Annotated in this window: 20 protein-coding genes, 1 tRNA gene and 1 pseudogene; 3 read left to right on the forward strand and 19 right to left on the reverse strand. The window is 66.5% G+C overall.

Annotation, left to right across the window (positions count from 1 at the left end):
* From nuoH to ABE473_RS13050, 12 genes and pseudogenes are all read right to left on the reverse strand, one after another.
* Positions 1-1,092 (reverse strand): NADH-quinone oxidoreductase subunit NuoH, encoded by a 1,092-nt coding sequence (gene nuoH / locus ABE473_RS12995; RefSeq protein WP_121038412.1) that lies wholly within the window; start codon positions 1,090-1,092, stop codon positions 1-3.
* The gene (gene nuoG / locus ABE473_RS13000) at positions 1,089-3,323 is read right to left on the reverse strand and encodes an NADH-quinone oxidoreductase subunit NuoG (protein ID WP_346489751.1); all 2,235 of its coding nucleotides are present in this window, start codon (positions 3,321-3,323) and stop codon (positions 1,089-1,091) included. The genes nuoH and nuoG overlap by 4 nt, the downstream gene beginning before the upstream one ends.
* Positions 3,320-4,660: an NADH-quinone oxidoreductase subunit NuoF gene (nuoF, locus tag ABE473_RS13005; RefSeq protein WP_123730636.1), complete on the reverse strand. Its 1,341-nt coding sequence runs from the start codon at positions 4,658-4,660 to the stop codon at positions 3,320-3,322. The genes nuoG and nuoF overlap by 4 nt, the downstream gene beginning before the upstream one ends.
* A 3-nt stretch (positions 4,661-4,663) precedes the next feature.
* A complete protein-coding gene (gene nuoE, locus ABE473_RS13010) occupies positions 4,664-5,191 on the reverse strand; it encodes an NADH-quinone oxidoreductase subunit NuoE (protein ID WP_121038421.1) in 528 nt (175 codons plus the stop codon).
* A 94-nt stretch (positions 5,192-5,285) separates the two neighbouring features.
* Positions 5,286-6,593: an NADH-quinone oxidoreductase subunit D gene (locus tag ABE473_RS13015; RefSeq protein ID WP_346489752.1), complete on the reverse strand. Its 1,308-nt coding sequence runs from the start codon at positions 6,591-6,593 to the stop codon at positions 5,286-5,288.
* Positions 6,590-7,342 carry an NADH-quinone oxidoreductase subunit C gene (locus tag ABE473_RS13020; protein ID WP_346489753.1) on the reverse strand — a complete coding sequence of 251 codons (753 nt, stop codon included), beginning with the start codon at positions 7,340-7,342 and terminating at the stop codon, positions 6,590-6,592. Before ABE473_RS13020 ends, ABE473_RS13015 begins: the two co-directional genes overlap by 4 nt.
* 32 nt (positions 7,343-7,374) lie before the next feature.
* Positions 7,375-7,929: an NADH-quinone oxidoreductase subunit B gene (locus ABE473_RS13025; protein WP_019182677.1), complete on the reverse strand. Its 555-nt coding sequence runs from the start codon at positions 7,927-7,929 to the stop codon at positions 7,375-7,377.
* Positions 7,920-8,276 carry an NADH-quinone oxidoreductase subunit A gene (locus ABE473_RS13030; protein WP_026069699.1) on the reverse strand — a complete coding sequence of 119 codons (357 nt, stop codon included), beginning with the start codon at positions 8,274-8,276 and terminating at the stop codon, positions 7,920-7,922. Before ABE473_RS13030 ends, ABE473_RS13025 begins: the two co-directional genes overlap by 10 nt.
* 112 nt (positions 8,277-8,388) lie before the next feature.
* Positions 8,389-8,473: transfer RNA gene (locus ABE473_RS13035), tRNA-Leu, on the reverse strand.
* A 49-nt stretch (positions 8,474-8,522) separates the two neighbouring features.
* On the reverse strand, positions 8,523-8,963 hold the full coding sequence (gene secG, locus ABE473_RS13040; RefSeq protein WP_346489754.1) for a preprotein translocase subunit SecG: 441 nt from the start codon (positions 8,961-8,963) through the stop codon (positions 8,523-8,525).
* A 55-nt stretch (positions 8,964-9,018) separates the two neighbouring features.
* Positions 9,019-9,774, reverse strand: a complete 756-nt coding sequence (tpiA, locus tag ABE473_RS13045) for a triose-phosphate isomerase (RefSeq protein ID WP_346489755.1) — start codon at positions 9,772-9,774, stop codon at positions 9,019-9,021.
* 525 nt (positions 9,775-10,299) lie between these two features.
* Positions 10,300-11,178 (reverse strand): annotated as a pseudogene (locus ABE473_RS13050) (2-oxoglutarate and iron-dependent oxygenase domain-containing protein).
* Between the two features lie 316 nt (positions 11,179-11,494).
* Here ABE473_RS13050 and ABE473_RS13055 point away from each other — a divergent pair.
* Entirely contained in the window at positions 11,495-12,646 is a 1,152-nt protein-coding gene (locus tag ABE473_RS13055) for a glycosyltransferase family 4 protein (RefSeq protein ID WP_346489756.1), read from the forward strand.
* Positions 12,633-13,487, forward strand: coding sequence for a polysaccharide deacetylase family protein (locus ABE473_RS13060; RefSeq protein WP_346489757.1), 855 nt, complete (start codon positions 12,633-12,635; stop codon positions 13,485-13,487). The genes ABE473_RS13055 and ABE473_RS13060 overlap by 14 nt, the downstream gene beginning before the upstream one ends.
* A 72-nt stretch (positions 13,488-13,559) precedes the next feature.
* Here ABE473_RS13060 and glmM read toward each other — a convergent pair whose 3' ends face one another.
* From glmM to trpB, 5 genes are all read right to left on the reverse strand, one after another.
* Positions 13,560-14,912 (reverse strand): phosphoglucosamine mutase, encoded by a 1,353-nt coding sequence (glmM, locus tag ABE473_RS13065; RefSeq protein WP_346489758.1) that lies wholly within the window; start codon positions 14,910-14,912, stop codon positions 13,560-13,562.
* The gene (gene accD / locus ABE473_RS13070) at positions 14,912-15,796 is read right to left on the reverse strand and encodes an acetyl-CoA carboxylase, carboxyltransferase subunit beta (protein WP_019182669.1); all 885 of its coding nucleotides are present in this window, start codon (positions 15,794-15,796) and stop codon (positions 14,912-14,914) included. Before accD ends, glmM begins: the two co-directional genes overlap by 1 nt.
* 138 nt (positions 15,797-15,934) lie before the next feature.
* On the reverse strand, positions 15,935-16,747 hold the full coding sequence (gene trpA, locus ABE473_RS13075; protein WP_346489759.1) for a tryptophan synthase subunit alpha: 813 nt from the start codon (positions 16,745-16,747) through the stop codon (positions 15,935-15,937).
* A 1-nt stretch (position 16,748) separates the two neighbouring features.
* On the reverse strand, positions 16,749-17,447 hold the full coding sequence (locus ABE473_RS13080; RefSeq protein ID WP_346489760.1) for a hypothetical protein: 699 nt from the start codon (positions 17,445-17,447) through the stop codon (positions 16,749-16,751).
* Positions 17,444-18,670, reverse strand: coding sequence for a tryptophan synthase subunit beta (gene trpB / locus ABE473_RS13085; RefSeq protein WP_123730627.1), 1,227 nt, complete (start codon positions 18,668-18,670; stop codon positions 17,444-17,446). Before trpB ends, ABE473_RS13080 begins: the two co-directional genes overlap by 4 nt.
* Before the next feature lie 95 nt (positions 18,671-18,765).
* Here trpB and ABE473_RS13090 point away from each other — a divergent pair, with 95 nt between their 5' ends.
* Positions 18,766-19,656 carry a LysR family transcriptional regulator gene (locus ABE473_RS13090; RefSeq protein WP_346489761.1) on the forward strand — a complete coding sequence of 297 codons (891 nt, stop codon included), beginning with the start codon at positions 18,766-18,768 and terminating at the stop codon, positions 19,654-19,656.
* Positions 19,657-19,701: 45 nt separating this feature from the next.
* On the opposite strand, the gene ABE473_RS13095 is transcribed toward ABE473_RS13090, so the two are convergent.
* Positions 19,702-20,358 carry a phosphoribosylanthranilate isomerase gene (locus ABE473_RS13095; RefSeq protein WP_319212948.1) on the reverse strand — a complete coding sequence of 219 codons (657 nt, stop codon included), beginning with the start codon at positions 20,356-20,358 and terminating at the stop codon, positions 19,702-19,704.
* Positions 20,355-21,128, reverse strand: coding sequence for a tRNA pseudouridine(38-40) synthase TruA (gene truA / locus ABE473_RS13100; protein WP_346489762.1), 774 nt, complete (start codon positions 21,126-21,128; stop codon positions 20,355-20,357). The genes ABE473_RS13095 and truA overlap by 4 nt, the downstream gene beginning before the upstream one ends.
* Positions 21,129-21,177: the final 49 nt, after the last annotated feature.

Raw genomic sequence — 21,177 nt, forward strand, 5'->3', positions numbered from 1 at the left:
TTAGACGCCCTTCTGGATCACGCCGTAAAACACCATCAACGCCGTCACTGCAATCCAGAAGATGGTGAGCGGGATGAAGACCTTCCAGCCCAGACGCATGATCTGGTCGTAACGGAAGCGCGGGAAGCTGGCACGGAACCAGATGTAGGAGCTGGCGAAGAAGAAGACCTTCAGCAGCAGCCACGGCCAGCCGCCCTTCCAGATCCAGTCGATCCACGGCGAGATGTCTGCCGTGATCCAGCCCTGGAGCGGGCTCAGCCAACCACCGAGGAAGAAGATCGAGATCAGGAAGCTGATCAGGATCATGTTCGCGTATTCGGCCAGGAAGAACAGCGCGAACGCACCGCCGGAGTATTCGACCATGTGGCCGGCAACGATTTCCGATTCACCTTCCACGACGTCGAACGGCGCGCGGTTGGTTTCGGCGACGCCGGACACCCAGTACACGATGAACAGCGGGAACAGCGGCAGCAGGAACCAGTCGAACAGACCGGAGTTGCCCGCCTGCGCCATCACGATGCTGCTCAGGTTGAGGCTGCCCGAGGCGATCATCACGCCGACCAGGGCAAAGCCCATCGCGATTTCGTAGCTGATCATCTGCGCCGAGGCGCGCATGGCACCCAGGAACGCGTACTTCGAGTTGGAGGCCCAACCGGCCAGGATGATGCCGTACACGCCCAGCGAGGTCATCGCCAGCAGGTACAGCAGGCCGGCGTTGGCGTTGGACAGCACGATCTGCGCGTCGAAGGGAATCACCGACCAGGCCGCGAAGGCCGGGCCCAGCGTGATCAGCGGCGCCAGGATGAACATCGCCTTGTGCGAGCTGCTCGGCTGGATGATTTCCTTGAACAGCAGTTTGAAGACGTCGGCGAAGGCCTGGAAGATGCCCATGCCGACATACATCGGGCCATGGCGCACGTGCATCCAGCCGATCAGCTTGCGCTCCCAGACCACGTAGAAGGCCACCGAGATGATCACCGGCATGGCGATCACCAGGATCTTCAGGATGATCCAGAGCAGCGCGCCGATGTCGCCCAGTGACAGCAGCCACTGGTGCAGCGGGTCGACCGCGTTCAACAGCAATTCGTTCATGCAGCCACCACCGTTACGCGTGCGGCACCCAGCGGTGCGGTTGCACCGTGGCCCGATTCAATCCAGACCGACCCTGCGGCAACGCGGGCGTCGACCACCACCGGCAAGGTGGCACGGCCGGCATCGGTGCCGACCTTGGCCATCTGGCCTTCCACCAACTGCAGGCGGGCGGCGTCGTCGGCGTTGAGCACGATGCGCGGGGCGTTGTTGAGCGGATGCGACTGCAGCGCCTGGGCGCGACGGACCACCGCATCGGTGCGGTAGATCGCGGCGGTCGAGGTCACTTCCAGGCCCTCGCCCGCGACCGGCGTTGCCGCCGAGGACGAGACGTTGACGCTGGCCGGGGCCAGGCTGGCGCGCAGGCCGGCCAAGTCGGTGAACTCGAAACCGGCCAGCGACATCTCGCCGCCCAGTGCACGCAGCACGCGCCAGCCTTCACGCGCCTCGCCCGGCAGCTTGCCGCCGGCACGGGCCGACTGCTCGCGACCATCGAGGTTGGTCAGGGTGGCATCCACTTCCGGCAGTGCGCCGATCGGCAGGATCACGTCGGCGACGTCGCGGGTCGAGGCACAGGCGAACTGGCTGAACGCCACCACCTGGGCACCAGCCAGCGCCTTGCGGGCAGCAGCGGCGTCGGCGAAGTCCAGGCCCGGCTCGATGCCGTAGATGGCATAGGCCTTGCGCGGCTGGGCCAACATGGCGTTGACGTCCTTGCCGGCCGGCAGCACGCCGGCGCGGGTCAGGCCGACGGCATTGGCGCCCTGCGGGATGCGGCACAGCTTGGCACCGGTCGCGGCGGCGAAATCACGCGCAGCGGCGCGGATCGCGGCGGCCTGCGGGTGGTTTTCGGCGATGCCACCGACGATCAGCACGGCGTTGCTCGCGCCCTTCACGGCGTCACGCAGCTCGGCGTTGCCCAGTGCGTCGATGAAGGCCGACGGGGCGACGATCTGCTTGCTGGCCAGCTTGAAGGCGAAATCGAAGTCCACCGGATTGACGGCGTGGATCTTCGCGTTGCGCGTGGTCTGCGCCTTGCGCAGGCGGGCATGCAGCAGCGGCAGCTCGTGGCGGATGTTGCTGCCGAGCACGACGATGCTGTCCGCGCCTTCGATCTCAGCCAACGGCAGGCCGAAGACTTCGGCGGTGGCGGCGTCGGAGAAATCACGGTTGTTGATGCGGTGATCGATGTTCGTGGTGCCCAGGCCGGTCGCGAGACGGGCCAGCAGTGCGCCCTCCTCGTTCGAGGCCGACGGGTGCACCAGCACGCCGAGGTCGTCACCCTGGTGGGCGGCGAAGATGTCCTTGGCGGCGGCCAGGCCTTCGGCCCAGCTCACTTCCTTCCACTCGCCATTGACCTTGCGCAGCGGCTTGACCGCACGGTCTTCGCTGTACAGGCCCTGGTGCGAATAGCGGTCGCGGTCGGACAGCCAGCATTCGTTGACCGACTCGTTGTCGCGCGGCACCACGCGCAGCACTTCGCCGCGACGCACGTGAAGGAACAGGTTCGAGCCCATCGCGTCGTGGTAGCCCAGCGATTCGCGCGCGGTCAGTTCCCACGGGCGGGCGCGGAACTGGAACACCTTGTTGGTCAGCGCGCCGACCGGGCAGACGTCGACGACGTTGCCGGACAGCTCGGTGGTCAACGGCTTGCCGTCATAGGTACCGATCTGCAGGTTCTCACCGCGGTACATGCCGCCCAGTTCATAGGTACCGGCAACGTCGGCGGTGAAGCGGACGCAGCGGGTGCACTGGATGCAGCGGGTCATTTCGGTGGCGACCAGCGGACCGATGTCCTCGTCGGGCACCACGCGCTTGCGCTCGTTGAAGCGGCTGACCGAACGGCCATAGCCCAGCGACACGTCCTGCAGCTCGCACTCGCCGCCCTGATCGCAGATCGGGCAGTCCAGCGGATGGTTGATCAGCAGGAATTCCATCACTGAGCGCTGGAACTTCAGCGCCTTTTCACTGCGGGTGGCGACCTTCATGCCATCCATGACCGGCGTGGCGCAGGCCGGCGCCGGCTTGGGCGACTTTTCCACGTCGACCAGGCACATGCGGCAGTTGGCGGCGATCGGCAGCTTCTCGTGGTAGCAGAAGCGCGGGATCGGAATGCCGGCCTTGTCGGCGGCCTGGATGATCATCGAGCCCTTGGGCACGACCAGGGACTGGCCGTCGATTTCGACGGTCACATGATCCGGTGGCACGCTCGGGTTTACGGGTTGCGCGCTCATGCGGCGGCTGCCTCCACCTTCTTGCCGTCAACCATCGAATGACCGTTGACGATGTAGTACTCGAATTCGTCCCAGAACTGGCGCAGGAAGCCCTGGATGGGCCATGCCGCCGCTTCACCGAACGCGCAGATGGTGTGGCCTTCAATCTGGCCGGCCACCGTCTTCAACTGGTGCAGGTCTTCCATCGTGGCCTTGCCGGCGACGATGCGCTCCAGCACGCGGTGCATCCAGCCGGTGCCTTCACGGCACGGGGTGCACTGCCCACAGGATTCCTTGTGGAAGAACTGCGAGATGCGGCAGGCGAACTTGACGCAGCAGACGCTGTCATCCAGCACCACGATGGCGCCCGACCCCAGACCGGTGCCCAGGGCACGCAGGGTGTCGTAGTCCATCTGCAGGCCCTTGAGCTCTTCGGCCTTCAGCACCGGCATCGAGACGCCGCCCGGGACCGCGCCCTTGAGCGTGCGGCCCGGCTTCAGACCACCGGCCATTTCCAGCAGGTCGTCGAAGGTGGTGCCCAGCGGCACTTCGAAGTTGCCGCCCTTCTGCACGCAACCGGAGACCGAGAAAATCTTCGGACCGCCGTTCTTGGTCAGGCTCAGGCCTGCGAACCACTCCGGGCCGTTGCGGATGATCGCCGGCACCGAGGCATAGGTCTCGGTGTTGTTGATCGTCGACGGCTTGCCGTACAGGCCGAAGTTGGCCGGGAACGGCGGCTTGTAGCGCGGCTGGCCTTTCTTGCCTTCCAGCGATTCCATCAGCGCGGTTTCTTCGCCGCAGATGTAGGCGCCGGCGCCCAGCGCACCGTAGATGTCGATGTCCACGCCGCTGCCGAGGATGTCCTTGCCCAGCCAGCCGTTCGCGTACGCGTCGGCCAGGGCCTGCTCGAAGTTCTCGAACGGCTCGTGGTGGAACTCGCCACGCAGGTAGTTGTAGCCCACGGTCGAGCCGGTGGCGTAGCAGGCGATCGCCATGCCTTCCACGACCGAATGCGGGTTGTAACGCAGGATGTCGCGGTCCTTGCAGGTACCCGGCTCGGATTCATCCGAGTTGCACAGGATGTACTTCTGCATGGTGCCCTTGGGCATGAAGGACCACTTCAGGCCGGTCGGGAAGCCCGCGCCGCCACGGCCGCGCAGGTTGGACTGCTTGACCATCTCGATGACCTGCTCCGGCGAGATCTTCTCTTCGAGGATCTTGCGCAGGGCGGCATAGCCACCGGTCTTGAGGTAGCTTTCATACGACCACGGAGTGTCGTAATGCAGGGTGGTGTAGACCACCTGGTGCGGCAACGGTGCGGGACCGACCGGACCACTGGGTGCGTGATGATGTGCCATGTCTTACTCCAACCCGTCCAGCAGCTCGTCGACTTTCTCGACGGTCAGGCGCTCGTGGTAATGGCCGTTGATGACCATCATCGGCGCACCGGCGCAACCGGCCAGGCATTCTTCTTCGCGCTTGAGGTAGATGCGGCCATCGGCGGTGGACTGACCGGTCTTGCAGCCGAGCTTCTTCTCGGCGTGCGCGACCAGGTCCTCTGCACCGTTCAACCAGCAGCTGATGTTGGTGCAGAAGGCGACGTTGTGGCGGCCGACCTTCTCCAGTTCGAACATCGAGTAGAAGCTGGCGACCTCGTAGGCCCACACCGGCGGCAGATCCAGGTACTTGGCGACGCCGGCGATCAACTCGTCGGTCAGCCAGCCTGCATTCTGTTCCTGTGCGGCGTGCAGGCCCTGCAGGACAGCCGAACGCTTGCGATCCGGCGGGAACTTGGCCAGCCAGTGATCGATGTGCGCACGGGTCTTGTCATTCAAGACCACCATCGGGTCGACGTCGCGCGCCGCCTCGAAATTACCTGTCGCCTTCATCGGCCGACCTCAGCGAATACGAAATCGTTAAAAACCAGAACCTGCAGCGCCGGCAGCAGCCGGCGGGTGTCAGGCATCGTGCAGACGGATGCGATCACCGGTCCACCTCACCGAACACCAGATCGTAGGTGCCGATCATGGCCACCACGTCGGCGAGCATGTGCCCGCGCACGATCGAGTCGATCGAGGACAGATGGGCGAAGCCCGGCGCGCGCAGGTGCACGCGGAACGGCTTGTTGGCACCATCGGACATCAGGTAGCAGCCGAACTCGCCCTTGGGCGCTTCGACGGCGGCGTAGGTTTCGCCGGCCGGGACGCAGTAGCCTTCACTGAACAGCTTGAAGTGATGGATCAGCGCTTCCATGTCGTCCTTCATGTCTTCGCGGCTGGGCGGCGCGACCTTGAAGTTCTTGACCATGACCGGGCCCGGGTTGGCCTTCAGCCAGGTGACGCATTGCTTGATGATGCGGTTGGATTCGCGCATCTCGGCCACGCGGCACAGGTAACGGTCGTAGCAGTCACCTTCCTTGCCGAGCGGGATGTCGAACTCGACCGCGTCGTACTTGGCATACGGCTGCTTCTTGCGCAGATCCCAGGCAACGCCCGAGCCGCGCAGCATCACGCCGGTCATGCCCCACGCATGGGCCAGTTCCGGGGTGACCACACCGATGCCGACGGTACGCTGCTTCCAGATACGGTTGTCGGTCAGCAGGGTTTCGTATTCGTCGACGCGCTTGGGGAACTCGACGGTGAAGTTCTCCAGGAAGTCCAGCAGCGAACCTTCGCGCGAGGCGTTGAGGTTCTTCAGGGCCTTGCCCTTGTGCCAGCGCGATTCCTTGTACTTGGGCATGTGGTCCGGCAGATCGCGGTAGACGCCGCCCGGACGGTAATACGCCGCGTGCATGCGCGCGCCGGAGACCGCTTCGTAGCAGTCCATCAGCTCTTCGCGTTCGCGGAAGGCGTACAACATGACCGCCATCGCGCCCAGATCGAGCGCGTTGGACCCCAGCCACATCAGGTGATTCAGGATGCGGGTGATTTCGTCGAACATGGTGCGGATGTACTGCGCACGCTCCGGCGCCTCGATCCCCATCAGGGTCTCGATCGCGCGCACGTAGGCGTGCTCGTTGCACATCATCGACACGTAATCCAGGCGGTCCATGTAGCCGATCGACTGGTTGAACGGCTTGGACTCGGCCAGCTTTTCGGTACCCCGGTGCAGCAGACCCACGTGCGGATCTGCACGCATGATGGTTTCGCCGTCCATTTCCAGGATCAGGCGCAGCACACCGTGCGCGGCCGGATGCTGGGGACCGAAGTTCATGGTGTAGTTGCGGATCTCCTGGCGCAGTTCGGCCGGGTTGCTCGCAAAGGCCTGGTGGGCCTGGGTGAATTCGCTCACTTGCTTGCCTCCGACTGCGCGGATTCACCGGCAGCGGTCTGGAAACGGGCGTCGTCACGGATGACACGCGGCACGCCGACGCGCGGCTCGACCGAGGTCACCGGCTCGTAGATCACGCGCTGCTTCTCTTCGTCGTAACGCACTTCAACGTTGCCGATCAGCGGGAAATCCTTGCGGAACGGATGCCCGACGAAACCGTAGTCGGTCAGGATCCGGCGCAGGTCCGGGTGGCCTTCGAAGATCACGCCGAACAGATCGAACGCTTCGCGCTCGAACCAGTTCAGGCCCGGCCAGATGTTGGTCAACGACGCGACCACCGGCAGTTCCTCGTTCGGCGCAAAGCAACGGATGCGCATCGTGAGGTTGTGCTGGTAGGAACGCAGCTGGGCCACCACGGCGAAACGCTGCAGCGGGATCGGCTGCGGCTGGGCGCCATCGCTGGTTTCGCGGGTGGGGAATTCACCCCAGGCGAAACGACCGACGGACTTGCCCTCGACGCCACGGCTGAAGCCCTGGGACGACACGTCGGCCGTATCCCATTCGTCGCTGCCATAGCCGAGGTAATCCAGGCCGCACAGGTCAACCGCCTGCTCGAAGCCGAATTCGTCGCGCAGCGCCAGAGCGGTGGCATGCCAGTCAGCGGCGGGCACTTCCAGCGTCACTTCGCCGCGGGGTTCGACCACGAAGACCTGCGCACCTGCGAAACGTGCGGAAAGTCGGTCGATGAAGGAAGGTGCTTGCTCTGCCATGGGGGCTTGGCGTGCTCTTGTCAGGAGGGATGTCAGCGGGCGATGGTCTGCGTACGCCAGATCTTCTTCTGCAATTGCAGGATCCCGTACACCAGCGCTTCGGCGGTAGGTGGGCAGCCGGGGACATAGATGTCCACCGGCACGACGCGGTCACAGCCACGCACTACTGCATACGAGTAGTGGTAGTAGCCGCCACCGTTGGCGCAGCTGCCCATCGAGATGACCCACTTCGGGTCCGGCATCTGGTCATAGACCTTGCGCAGGGCCGGAGCCATCTTGTTGACCAGGGTGCCGGCCACGATCATCACGTCGGACTGACGCGGCGACGGGCGGAACACCACACCGTAGCGGTCAAGATCCAGGCGCGCCGCGCCGGCGTGCATCATTTCCACTGCGCAGCAGGCCAGACCAAAGGTCATCGGCCACATCGAACCGGTACGCGCCCAATTCAACAGCGCATCGACGCTGGTGGTCACGTAGCCCTTTTCGAGCAGGGGGTTGTCGCCTTCGGGGCGCAGGATGTCATCGACCCGCCCTTCCGGGACCGGGTTGTTCATCAGGCCGTCGAGCGTCTGAATTACTCCCATTCCAGCGCTCCCTTCTTCCAGACGTAAATGAAACCGAGGAAAAGCATGCCTACGAAGAGGCCCATCGTGACCAGCGAACGTGCGCCCAGTTCCATGAACACCTGGGTCCACGGCACGATGAAGATGATTTCCAGATCAAATACGATGAACTGAATCGCGATCAGGTAGTAGCGCACATCGAACTTCATGCGCGCGTCCTCGAAAGCCTCGAAGCCGCATTCGTACGGCGAGAGCTTTTTCAGATCAGGACGTCGGGGACCGAGGAATCGGCCAACCAGCATCAGCGCAACGCCGATACCGGTGGCAACGATCAGAAACAGCAGAGACGGCAAATATTCGGCCAGCACAGCGATTCTCTCTTGCCTCTGCCGCTGCGCCTGCAGGCGCTTTGGCATGGGGGAGTGGACGGATACCGCTACCTGGCGCTTTGCGCGCCAGACGAACCCGCTTACAAACAAATGGTGCCCAAGAGGGGACTCGAACCCCTACGACTCTCGTCGCTACCACCTCAAGGTAGTGCGTCTACCAATTCCGCCACCTGGGCTTACGATCGCACCGGTTGTTCTCCAGTGCGCCGCATATTGTAACCGTCTTCAGCGAGTCTGGGTGCCTTCCGAAGGCTTTTCTTCACCAGATTTCGGAGTTTCCGCCTGAGCCGGCACAGTGGCCGACGGAACAGGCTGCTGGACCGGGGTTTCCGCGGCCTTCGGCACGGCCGGAAGCTCGCCCGCCGGTGCGGCCGGCGCGGATGCGGCCGGCGCCGACATCAGACCCAGGTCCTGCTGCGCCGCCGGACGCGAGCCATGGCTGGCGTACCAGGCCATGAAGAGACTGATGCCGAAAAACACCACGGCCAGCCACTTGGTCGATTTGGACAGGAAGTTGGACGCGCCACGCGCGCCGAACACGGTACCCGAGGCGCCGGCACCGAAACCCGACCCTGCGGCCGCGCCGGAACCACGCTGCATCAGGATGAGCGCGATCATGGCCACTGCGACCAGCACGTAGACCACATTGAGGATCAACATCAGCATTTCGAATCCGTCCTCGGACATGTCGTGCCGGCGGTTGGGCCGGCAACATTACTAATTAGCGCCCCGCCGCCGCGGCAGCGATGGCAAGGAAGTCCGCGGCCACCAGCGAGGCGCCGCCCACCAGCCCACCATCGACATCGGGCTGTGCGAACAGTTCCGCGGCGTTGTCGGGCTTCACGCTGCCGCCATAGAGGATCGACAGTGAATCCGCAATTCTAGCATCCAGCTTGGCCACTTCGCCACGGATGAACGCGTGGACCTGCTGGGCCTGCTCCTTGGAGGCGGTCCGGCCGGTCCCGATAGCCCAGACCGGCTCGTAGGCGACCACGGCCTGGGCGAAGCCGGCGGCGCCGACCAGCTCCAGCACCGGGGCGAGCTGGGCCGCAATGACCGCCTCGGTCTGATCGGCCTCGCGCTGCTCGAGGGTTTCGCCCACGCACAGGATGGGCGTCAGGCCGGCATGCAGGGCGGCGGCGAACTTGCGCGCGACCAGCTCACTGCTTTCCGCATGGTACTGGCGGCGCTCGGAGTGACCGACCAGGCCGTAGCGGGCGCCCACTTCGGCCAGCATGGTGGCCGAGACTTCACCGGTGTAGGCGCCCTTTTCGTTGCTGCTGACATCCTGGGAGCCGAAGGCGACGGCGCGGCCCTCGAAGACTTCGACCAGTTCACCCAGGTACGGGAGCGGTGGGAGCACCACGACTTCTACGCCCTGCAGCGGGAGGTCGGCAACCAGGTCACTGACCAGGTCGGTGGCGAATTGGCGGCTGCCGTGCAGCTTCCAGTTACCGGCGACGATCTTGCGGCGCATGGCGATGGCTCCTTTGGGTATCAGCCGGCCATGATAACGGATGCAACGAAATGGCGTGGGCGGGAAAACGCTTACATTTCAATTGGATATTTATTTTTCGCTGCGGCCGCAAGTCAAAAGCAAGGGCGTCGGGGCCGGTGGACGTGCCTGCCCTCTGACAATGGGTCGGCCTGCATGGAACAGCTACGAAGCGCCGGGTCGGCATTGACTCTGCTCTGCCCTGCCATCCGACGAGGAAATCTGTCGGGGGCGAGCGCTGCCGTGCCCAGCCGGGACCGTCGGGCGCCATGGATGGCGCACGTCGAGCCCCCATGGACGGGTTTACGGCGCGTCCCGGCTGGGCATGGCAGCGATCGCCCAACCAGGCAGAGCGAATAGCCAAATGCGGCGAGGCCCGCATTGCGTGGAGCCGGCCAGCGGCCGGCACTACTGGAATGAGGAAGGCCGCCGTTCGGCGGCCGTCGTTGGTTATTTAAGCTTTATCTAGCCCATGCGCTCTTACCGGAAGCCGTGGGCGGGGATGGGCTACGGGTTGCGGCTCGGGGTTTACGGGGGGTTTGAGGTCGGCAGCACGTCGATCAGGAAATCCGGGTTCGGGTGCAGGAAGAACGGCACCGAATAGCGCGGCTGGCGCGCCTGCTCACCCGGGGGGTTCACCACGCGGTGGATCGTGGACGGATACACATGGTTGGTCAGGCGCTGCAGCATGTCGCCGATGTTGACCACGATGGTGTCCGCGTCCGAGGTGAAGGGCACCCACTTGCCCTCGCGGGACTGCACTTCCAGCCCAGCCGCGCTGGCGCCGACCAGCAGGGTGATGAAGTTGATGTCGCCATGGGCACCGGCGCGCACGTTCGGGATGTTCTCCGCGGTGATCGGCGGGTAATGGATCGGGCGCAGGATCGAATTGCCGTTGTTGGTCTTGTCCGCGAAGAAGTCCTCCGGCAGACCGATGTGCAGGGCCAGCGCCGACAGGACGCGCGAACCCAGCTTGTCCAGGGCCTGGTAGATGCCGTAGCCACGCTCACGGAAGCCCGGGACCTCGCTCGGCCACAGGTTCGGGGCCATCACGTCACGGTACTTGGAGTCGTCCGGGATCTCGCGACCGATGTGCCAGAACTCCTTCAGATCGAAGTGCTGGGAGCCCTTGGCCGTCTCCACGCCAAAGGCGGTGTAGCCGCGCGCGCCGCCGCTGCCGGGCACGTGGTACTGGCGCTTGGTCTCTTCCGGCAGCGCGAAGAAGGCCTTGAAGACCTCATACGCAGCGTCGATGTCGGCCTGCGGAATGCCGTGGTTGCGGATGCCAGCAAAGCCCCATTCGCGGTAGGCCGCACCCAGCTCGGCCACGAACGCGTCGCGGTCGGTGTCAAAACGGGTGATGTCGAGGGTGGGGATCTGGCTCACAGCGATTCCTGCTTGTTCATGGTGGTCGGTGGGCCAGCTGTGGCCCGGCTGAACATTGTGCCAGATCGGGCCATCCCCGCCACCGATACATTGATACAAACCGATACAATGCGCGCGCCCGGACGGCCACAACGGGCCACCGACGGCGCTGTGCTGGCCCACGCCGGCAGGGTCGCGCCCGTGGCTGCCGACCCCGCACGACCTCCCACCCACGGCACCGCACAGCGCATGGGATGCGCTGGCGCGATCCCGCAGGCAATGACGACGGCCGCCCGCGCACGCCGCGGGCGCGTTTCCACACATGGACTGTCCACCGATGAACGTTCCACTGAAAATTCTCCATACCGAGGCTGCCAAGGGATTTGGCGGGCAGGAGATCTACATCTACCGCCACATGCTGGCGATGCGCGACCGCGGCCACGACGTCTCCCTGCTGTGCCAGCCCGACGCCCGCCTGGGTGAGCTGGCGCGCGAAGCCGGCTTCACCGTCCACGCGCTCAAGATGGGCGGCCTGCTGCGCATGCTGCGCGGGATCTGGTCGGTGTCGCGCCTGGTGCGCCGCCATGGCTACCACGTGGTGAACACCACCAGCCGCCGCGACAGCCTGATCGCCGCGGCGGGCGCCCGGCTCGGGGGTACGCCACTGGTGGTGCGCTCGCGTCACCTGATGAGCCCGATCAACTCGCTGCTGACCTATACCGGCCTGCCGCACCGGGTGATGACGGTGAGCAGCTTCGTCAAGAAGCTGATGGTCAGCCGCGGCATCGACGACGCGCACGTGGGGATCGTCCCGCCGATCGCGGTGCCGCCACAGTGGTCGCAGATCGCCAAGCGCGATCCGTGGCAGTGCCGGCAGGATACCCGTGCGGAAACGCGCGCCGAACTGGGCTTCGGCGACGACCAGATCGTGGTCGGCTGCGTCGCCGTGCTGCGCGAACCCAAGGGCCACCTCGAGCTGCTGCAGGCGATGGCGCCGCTGTGCCGCGCCGATCCACGCGTGCAGCTGGTGATCGTGGGCGACGGCCAGCCGGTGATGGAGCGCCTGATCGCCCTGCGCGAGCAGCTCGGCATCACCGCGCAGGTCCACCTGCTCGGCTACCGCCAGGGTGCTTGCCGGTTGATGACCGCCTTCGATATCTTCGCCCTCGCCACCCACAAGGAAGCGGCCGGCACGGTGTTTCTCGAGGCCGCCTACGTGGGCGTGCCGATCGTCGCGACGCGTGTCGGCGGCGTCCCGGAAATGGTGGTGGAAGGCAGCAATGCCCTGCTTGCGCCGCTCGGCGACCAGGCCGCGCTGACCGGCGCGCTGCGCACCCTGATCGAACAGCCCGACCGCCGCCAGCAGATGGGCCTGGCCGGCTGGGAATGGATGCGCAGCGCCCACCGCTTCACCCCGACCGGTCACACTGAAGCGACCGAACATTATTACCACCAGTGGTTGAAGGAACTGGGCCATGGCCAACGCTAGATCCGTCCCGGTGCTGATGCACCACCACGTCTCCCCGTCGCCGGGGATGATCACGGTCTCGCCGGAAAACTTCGAAAGCCAGATCGCCTGGCTGGCAGCCAACGGCTGGACCTCGCTGACCCTGGACCAGTACGCCGGTTTCCTCGCCGGCAAGCCGACGCCGGCCAAGTCGATCGTGATCACCTTCGATGACGGTTACCTGGACAACTGGGTCTACGCGCACCCGATCCTGGCCAAGTACGGGATGCACGCCGTGGTGTTCGTGGTCACCGGCTGGATGGGCGAAGGCGCGGTCCGCCCGCATGCCGGGCAACCCGGCGCCACCCTGCCCGCGACGCCGGACCATCGCGGCTGCGAGGCGGCCATCCTGCACGAGAACCGCCCCGACGACGTCATGATGCGCTGGAGCGAAGCGCGCGAGATGATCGCCGCCGGCACCTTCGAGGTGCACTGCCACACGCACACGCATACCCGCTGGCTCAAGCAGGACATCTCCCGCGAACACAAGCGCCAGGGCATCAGCGGCGACCTGTCGGTGGCACGCGACGTACTCCGGCAGCAGCTGGGCGACGTATCGGACACGCTGTGCTGGCCGTACGGCGATTTCGACGAGGACTATGTGCAGATCGCACGGGCACAGGGCTTCAAGTACCTGCACACCACCCACCCGTTCGGCCGCAACGTGGTCGGGGGCGATCCGGAGCACATCTACCGGTTCGCGATCCGCGACCGTCCTGCCCGCTGGCTGCGCAAGCGCATCGCCTACAGCTACCACCCGCTGATCGCGCCACTGTTCAACCGCTTCAAGGCGAAGAAAAAGAAGATGGTGGCAGGGCCCTGACCCGCAGCGGATCCGCAGCGAAAACGCCCCGGTCTCCCGGGGCGTTTTCAATTCAGCCACGTCGCCGCCGGCTCAGGCCGCAGCCGCCGCCTTCACCGCTGCCGACAGGCTGTCCAGCGTGGCCTGCATCAGCTCGGCGCTGTCCGCTTCGACGGTGACGCGCACCACCGGCTCGGTGCCGGAGGGGCGCAGGAACGCGCGACCGCGTCCCTTCACCGCCTGCTGCGCGGCCACCAGCGCGGCCTGCACGCTCTCGGCCTGCACGGTCGCCTTGGCAGCGCCCTGCAGACGCACGTTGACGGTCTTCTGCGGCACCTTGGTGAGCACCGACAGCACCTGGCGCAGGGAGGTACCGTCGCGACGCAGCACTTCCAGCACCTGCAGCGCACTGACGATCGCATCACCGGTGGTGGCACGGTCCAGGCACAGCAGATGGCCGGAGGCTTCGCCGCCGAGCACGCCGTTGTTTTCCACCAGCGCCTGATGCACGTAGCGGTCGCCGACGTTGCTGCGCTGGAACGGGATGTTCAACCGTTCCAGTGCCTGCTCGAGGCCGAAGTTGGTCATCAGCGTGCCGACCACCGGACCATGCAGGCGCCCGCTGCGCTGCCAGGCCTGGGCAAGCACGAACAGCAGGTCATCGCCGTCGACCGGGTTGCCCTGGTCGTCGGCCATCAGCACGCGGTCGCCGTCGCCGTCGAAGGCGATGCCGAAATCGGCGCCGACCTCGCGGACCTTCTCGGCCAGATTGTCGATGTGCATCGAGCCGACGCCATCGTTGATGTTCAGGCCGTTGGGCGCATCACCGATGCTGATCACCTCGGCGCCCATCTCGCGGAACAGCAGCGGGGCGACGTGGTAGGTGGCACCGTGCGCGCAGTCGAGCACGATCTTCAGGCCGCGCAGGTCGAAGCCGCGCGGCACGCTGGCCTTGCAGAACTCGATGTAGCGGCCGACCGCATCGCGCGCGCGCATGGCCTTGCCCAGACGTTCGGACTCGACGGTAGTGAACGGTGCATCGAGCGCGGCTTCCAGCGCCAGCTCGGTGGCGTCATCCAGCTTCTCGCCATCGGCGGAGAAGAACTTGATGCCGTTGTCGTAGTGCGGGTTGTGCGAGGCGCTGATGACGATGCCCGCATCCGCACCGAGGGTGCGGGTGAGGAAGGCCACCGCCGGGGTCGGCATCGGGCCGAGCAGCTGCACATCGGCGCCGGCCGCGACCAGCCCGGCTTCGAGCGCGGCCTCGAACATGTAGCCGGAGATGCGGGTGTCCTTGCCTATCACCACCACCGGACGGCGCCCGTTGCGCTCGGTCAGCGCGCGCCCGAGCGCATTGCCCAGGCGCAGCACGAAATCGGCGGAGATGACGCCCTCACCGACCTTGCCGCGGATGCCGTCGGTGCCGAAGTACTTGCGCGACGCCATCAGGCGGCCGCATCCGGTGCGGGCGCCGGCTGGCGCGCCAGCATGGCCAGAATCTCGGACAGGCGGTCACGCATCTCGCGGCGGTCGCAGATCTGGTCGATCGCGCCGTGCTCGAGCAGGAACTCCGAGCGCTGGAAGCCTTCCGGCAGCTTTTCGCGCACGGTCTGTTCGATCACGCGCGGGCCGGCGAAGCCGATCAGCGCCTGCGGCTCGGCGATGTTGATGTCGCCCAGCATCGCGAACGAGGCCGACACGCCGCCGGTGGTCGGATGAGTCAGCACCGAGATGTACGGCAGGCCGGCGTCGCGCAGGCGACCCAGCGCGGCCGAGGTCTTCGCCATCTGCATCAGCGAGAACAGGCCTTCCTGCATGCGCGCGCCGCCACTGGCGGAGAAGCACACGTAAGGGGCGCCGATCTCCAGCGCTTTTTCAGCGGCGAGCGAGAAGCGCTCACCGACCACCGAACCCATCGAGCCGCCCATGAAGGCGAAATCGAAGGCCGAGGCGACCAGCGGGCGGCCTTTCATCAGGCCCTGCATGGCGATCAGGGCATCGTACTCGCCGGTATTCTTCTGCGAGGCCTTGATGCGCTCGCTGTACTTCTTCTGGTCCTTGAACTTGAGTAGGTCGGTCGGGCCCAGGCGCGCACCGATCTCGGTGGTGCTGTCCGCGTCGAACAGCGCGGCCAGGCGCGCGCGCGCGCGGATGGCCATGTGGTGGCCACACTTGGGGCAGACTTCCAGATTCTCTTCCAGCTCAGGACGGTAGAGCGCGCTGCCGCAGCTGCTGCACTTCTCCCACAGGCCCTCGGGGACGCTGCGCTTCTTGCTGGGGACGTTGTCGGTGCGGATGCCAGACGGCATCAACTTGCTGAGCCAACTCATGCGGGATGCTACTTCCGTTCAGGGCGGCCCGGGGGCCGCAAAGGCGGACAGTCTAGCTCACCGTTTCCATGCTCGGGCACCCCCCGGCGGTCGCCGGGGGGCTGGCGTAAACCATTCTGGTACGTACGTTTGCGTGCTTCAGGCGGCGTCGAGTGCGCGTCGCAGCGGCGTGAGGAATGCCTGCGCGGCCTGTGCGGCGGCCGTGGCATCGGGGGCCTCGCCCAATGCAGCCACCAGCGCGCTGCCCACCACCACGCCATCGGCCTCCACGGCCATGGCCGCGGCACTGGCCGCATCCTTGATGCCAAAGCCGGCCACCACCGGTACCGCCGACCGGCTGCGCAGGTCGCGCAGGCGGGCACTGGCGGCACTGCTGTCCAAACGATCCGACGCCCCGGTCACGCCGGCGAAACTGACGTAGTACAGATAGCCCTGTGCCATCGCGGACAGCGCATCCAGGCGCGCATCGGCCGTGGTCGGCGAGGCCAACAGGATCAGCGCCAGGCCGGCGGCGGTGAAAATCTCACGGGTTTCGGCGGCCTCCTCCGGCGGCAGGTCGACCAGCAGGATGCCGTCCACGCCGGCGGCGATGGCCGACTGCGCGAAGCGGGCCGTGCCGTGGATCTCGATCGGGTTGAGGTAGCCCATCAGCACCACCGGGGTGGTGGCGTCGTCCTTGCGGAACGTGGCGACGGTCTCCAGCACATAGCGCAGCCCTGCCCCACGGGCCAGCGCACGCTCGGAGCTGCGCTGGATGGTCGGGCCGTCGGCCATCGGGTCGGAGAACGGCACCCCGAGCTCGATCACGTCCGCACCGGCCGCGGCGAGTGCGTGCATCACCGGCACGGTGGCGTCCAGGCCCGGATCACCGGCGGTGATGAAGGGAATCAGCGCCTTGCGACGCTCAGCGCGCAGGCGGGCAAAACAGGCATCGATACGGTCCACGGACATCTCAGGCACATCCTTCAATCAGTTCAACGGCGCCACTGGCGCCCCAGTACAGCTTCGATATCACCCCGTCGAAGATCTCCAGCCGGATCGCCAGATCCGAACCGGGGTCCTGCCAGGTCAGGTATTCGCCCGTTTCCGGGTCATAGGCGTGCGGTGCGCGCGTACTGCCGGGCGGCAACCGCTGGAGCGCCTCGTCACGGGTCATGCCCAGGCGCAGGCCGAACGGCCCGGGCTGGGTGATGGCCTCGTAGGAATCTTCGATCGGGGCCAGCTCGAAGCGCTGCACGTGGTCGTCCTCGACCATCATCGACACGCCTTCAGGCAGGTTGCCCCGCTCGTAATACTCGCAGGCGCCGGCGGGCTCGTCCTCGCTCAGGCCGGCCGAATGCCAGGGGCCATCGGCGGCGAGCTCGGTGAACCGCTGCCCGATCACGACATCGCCCGCATGATCCAGCGCGACCGAGACCACGGACGGCACGGCGTCGTCCGCCGCGATTGCCTCGGCAGCCGGTGGCGCTGCCGGCGCGTCCTCGATCGGCCGGTTGGCGATGTCATCGTCATTGCTGGCCTGTTCGCGTGCCGGCGCCACCACACCGAGCGGTGCCGCAGGGGCCGGCAACACCGGCGGGTCCGGCGGCGCACATCCGGTCAGGCCGACCACCATCAGCAGCGCACTTCCCTGGCGCAGCAGCGGATTCACAGGACCAGACCCTCCCGGGCGGCGATGGTGTGCACGTCCTTGTCGCCACGCCCGGACAGGTTGCACAGCACCAGCTTGTCGCGCGGCAGATCGCGCGCGATCTTGATCGCCTGGGCCACCGCATGGCTGGATTCCAGCGCCGCCAGGATGCCTTCGCTGTGCGCCAGCTGGTGGAACGCCGCCAAGGCCTCGTCATCGGTGATGCCGACATACTCGGCGCGCCCGGCATCGGCCAGGAAGGCGTGCTCCGGACCAACGCCCGGATAGTCCAGGCCGGCCGAGACCGAGTGGGTTTCGGTGATCTGGCCGTCGTCGTCGCAGATCACATAGGTGCGGTTGCCGTGCAGCACGCCCGGGCGGCCGGCCGCGATCGAGGCGGCATGGCGCCCGGTCTCGATGCCGTCGCCGGCCGCTTCTGCACCGACGATGCGCACGTCGCGATCATTGAGGAACGCATGGAACAGGCCGATCGCATTGCTGCCACCGCCGACGCAGGCGGTGATCGCATCGGGCAGGCGGCCGTAGTCGGTGAGCATCTGCGCGCGCGCCTCGCGGCCGACGATCGCATTGAAATCGCGCACCATGCGCGGGTACGGGTCAGGGCCGGCCACGGTGCCGATGATGTAGAAGGTGTCGCGCACGTTGGTGACCCAGTCGCGCATCGCTTCGTTGAGCGCATCCTTGAGCGTGGCCGAGCCGGAGGTGACCGGCACCACCGTCGCACCGAGCAGCTTCATGCGGTAGACATTGATCTTCTGCCGCTCGATGTCGGTGGCGCCCATGTACACCACGCACTCCAGGCCCAGCCGCGCGGCCACGGTGGCACTGGCCACGCCGTGCTGGCCGGCGCCGGTCTCGGCGATGATGCGCGTCTTGCCCATCCGCGCGGCGAGCAGCGCCTGGCCGATGGTGTTGTTGATCTTGTGCGCGCCGGTGTGGTTCAGGTCCTCGCGCTTGAGCAGGATCTGCGCGCCGCCGACCTGCTGGCTGAGCCGCTCGGCGTGGTAGATCGGGCTGGGACGGCCCACGTAGTGGGTCAGGTCCTTGTCGTAGGCGGCGATGAAGGCCGGATCACGGCGTGCTTCGTCATAGGCTGCGGCCAGCTCCTGCAGCGGCCCGATCAGGGTCTCGGCGACGAAACTCCCGCCGTAGCGGCCGAAATGGCCGTTGGCATCGGGGTAGGCGTGGAAATCGACGATGGGGGAGACGGGGGAAGCAGACATAGCGCGACAGCCGGTGGAGACAGGCTGCCAATTTAACGCACCTGTCATGACAGGAATATCGATAATATCTGCCACGACCTGTCAGGAAAACTCACATGACCGACGGACCGTTGCCCCCGCTCAACGCGCTGCGCAGCTTCGAGGCCGCCGCCCGCCTGGGCGGGGTCGGGCGGGCCGCCGACGCCCTGCATGTCACCCATGGCGCGATCAGCCGCCAGCTGCGCCTGCTGGAGGAACACCTGGGCGTCGTGCTGTTCCAGCGCGAAGGGCGTGGGCTGCGCCTGACCCGCGCCGGCGAGGATCTGCAGGCCGCCTGCGAGGGCGCCTTCGAGCAGATCCGCGAGGCGGTGGTGGCCCTCAAGCGCCAACAGCGGCCCGAAGCGCTGGTGCTTGGCTGCAGCGGAAGCATTCTGGCGCGTTGGATGATCCCGCGCCTGCAGGCCCTGCAGACTGCCCTGCCCCAGCTGCCGCTGCACTGGTCCGCGCAGGACGGCAGCTTCACCGCCGAACAGCAGGGTCTGGATGCAGTCCTGCTGCTGGCCCAGCCACCGTGGCCGCGCGGCTGGCAGGTGCGGGAGCTGGCGCCGGAGCGGGTGGGCGTGGTGGTCAGTCCACAGCACCCGGCCGCGGCACGGCTGCGGCATCAACCGCCCTCCGCGCTGCTGGGCGAACCGCTGCTGCACACCACCTCACGCCCGCAGGCGTGGCCGGCGTGGGCGCTGTCGCATGGGCTGGAGCCTGCGCAGCTGCAGCTGGGCAGCGGCTTCGAGCATCTGTATTACCTGCTGGAAGCGGCGGTGGCCGGACTGGGCGTGGCGATCGCGCCGGAGCCGCTGGTGGCCGATGAGCTGGCGGCCGGGCGGCTGCTGGCCCCCTGGGGATTTGGCGCCACCGGCGGATTCTGGGTGCTGGCCACGCCCGAGGGCGCGGCGGATCCGCGGGTGGATGCGCTGGCCGGGTGGCTGCAGGCGCAGCTGCAGGGATGAGTGCGCCACGACCGACGGTCGGGGCCTACCCGCAGGACCGGCCGATCAATCTGCTTCGTGGCAATCGGCGCGGCGAACTTCTTCCACGAACTTGCGCATCTTGTAGCCGTCCTTGATGCCCGGTTCGGATTCGATGCCACTGGACACATCCACGCCCCACGGCAGGGTGGCCACGATCGCGTCGAACACGTTGTCCGGGGTGATCCCGCCGGCCAGCAGGAATGGCCGATGCAGGCCGGTCGGCAGGCGGGTCCAGTCGAAGGCGACGCCGGTTCCGCCGCCACCGCCGGGCGCATGGCTGTCGAACAGGAAGCCGGCCGCGCTGGGGAAACGCAGCTGCAGCTGGCGGGCATTGACCTCGTCCTTGCCGCCCATCGCAACGGCCTTCAGGTACGGCATGTTGAAGCTGCGGCAGAACGATTCGTCTTCCTCGCCATGGAACTGCAGCAGGGTCGGCCGCACGGTGCGCAGCACCTCGCGTACCTCTTCCTTGCTGTTGTCGCGGAACAGGGCCACCACGTCGACCATCGGCGCGATCGCCTGGCGCATGGCCCGCGCCTCGGCCGGCGCGACCCGGCGCTTGCTCTCGCGGGCGAAGATGAAACCGACCGCGTCCACGCCGAGTTCGCCGGCCAGGCGCACGTCGCCGGCACGGGTCATGCCGCAGAACTTGATACGGGTGCGGTAGAAGGAGCGGCTCATAAGGTGACCTCGGCAGGCAGCTGCCAGTTGTCGGGGTACAGGGGACCAACGAAGACCAATCCCTGTGGCGGAGCCGTCGGGCCGGCCACGGTGCGGTCGCGCCCGGCCAGCAGTTGCCCCATCCACGCGACCGGCTGCTCACCACAACCGACCAGGATCAATGAACCGACGATATTGCGCACCATGTGATGAAGGAATGCATTGGCCTGAACGGCGACCTCCACCACCTCGCCCTGACGGGTCACCGAGAGCGACTGCATGTTCCGGCGTGCGTGCAGGGCCTCGCACTGCACGCTGCGGAAGGCGCTGAAGTCGTTCTCGCCGAGCAGGGCCTGGCCGGCCGCGTGCATCAGCCCGGCATCCAGCGGTCGGCGCTCCCAGCTCAGGGTCTGCCGGTACAGCGCCGGGCGGACCTGGCGATTGAGCAGGCGATAACGGTAGCGGCGCGCACGCGCGGCGAAACGCGCATGGAACTCGTCGGCTACCGGCACGCACCAGCGCACCGCAATGGAGCGTGGCAGGCGGGTGGTGGTCCCCAGCACCCAGCTGCGCGGATCGCGCACGACATCGGTATCGAAGTGCACGACCTGGCATTCGCCGTGGACACCGGCATCGGTACGTCCGGCACACACGACCTGGATCGGCGCATTGGCCACCGAGGACAACGCGTCCTGCAGGCTGGCCTGCACGCTGGGACAGCCACTCTCACCGAGCTGCTGCCAGCCTTTGAATTCGCTGCCGTCGTATTCCACGCCCAGTGCGTAGCGCATGGTGAACCTCTGTGTTTTCGGGAGAACCGGCGCGGGCGCCGGGTAGTGC

The sequence above is a fragment of the Stenotrophomonas sp. TWI700 genome (assembly GCF_039673645.1).
Lineage (GTDB): Bacteria > Pseudomonadota > Gammaproteobacteria > Xanthomonadales > Xanthomonadaceae > Stenotrophomonas > Stenotrophomonas maltophilia_AA.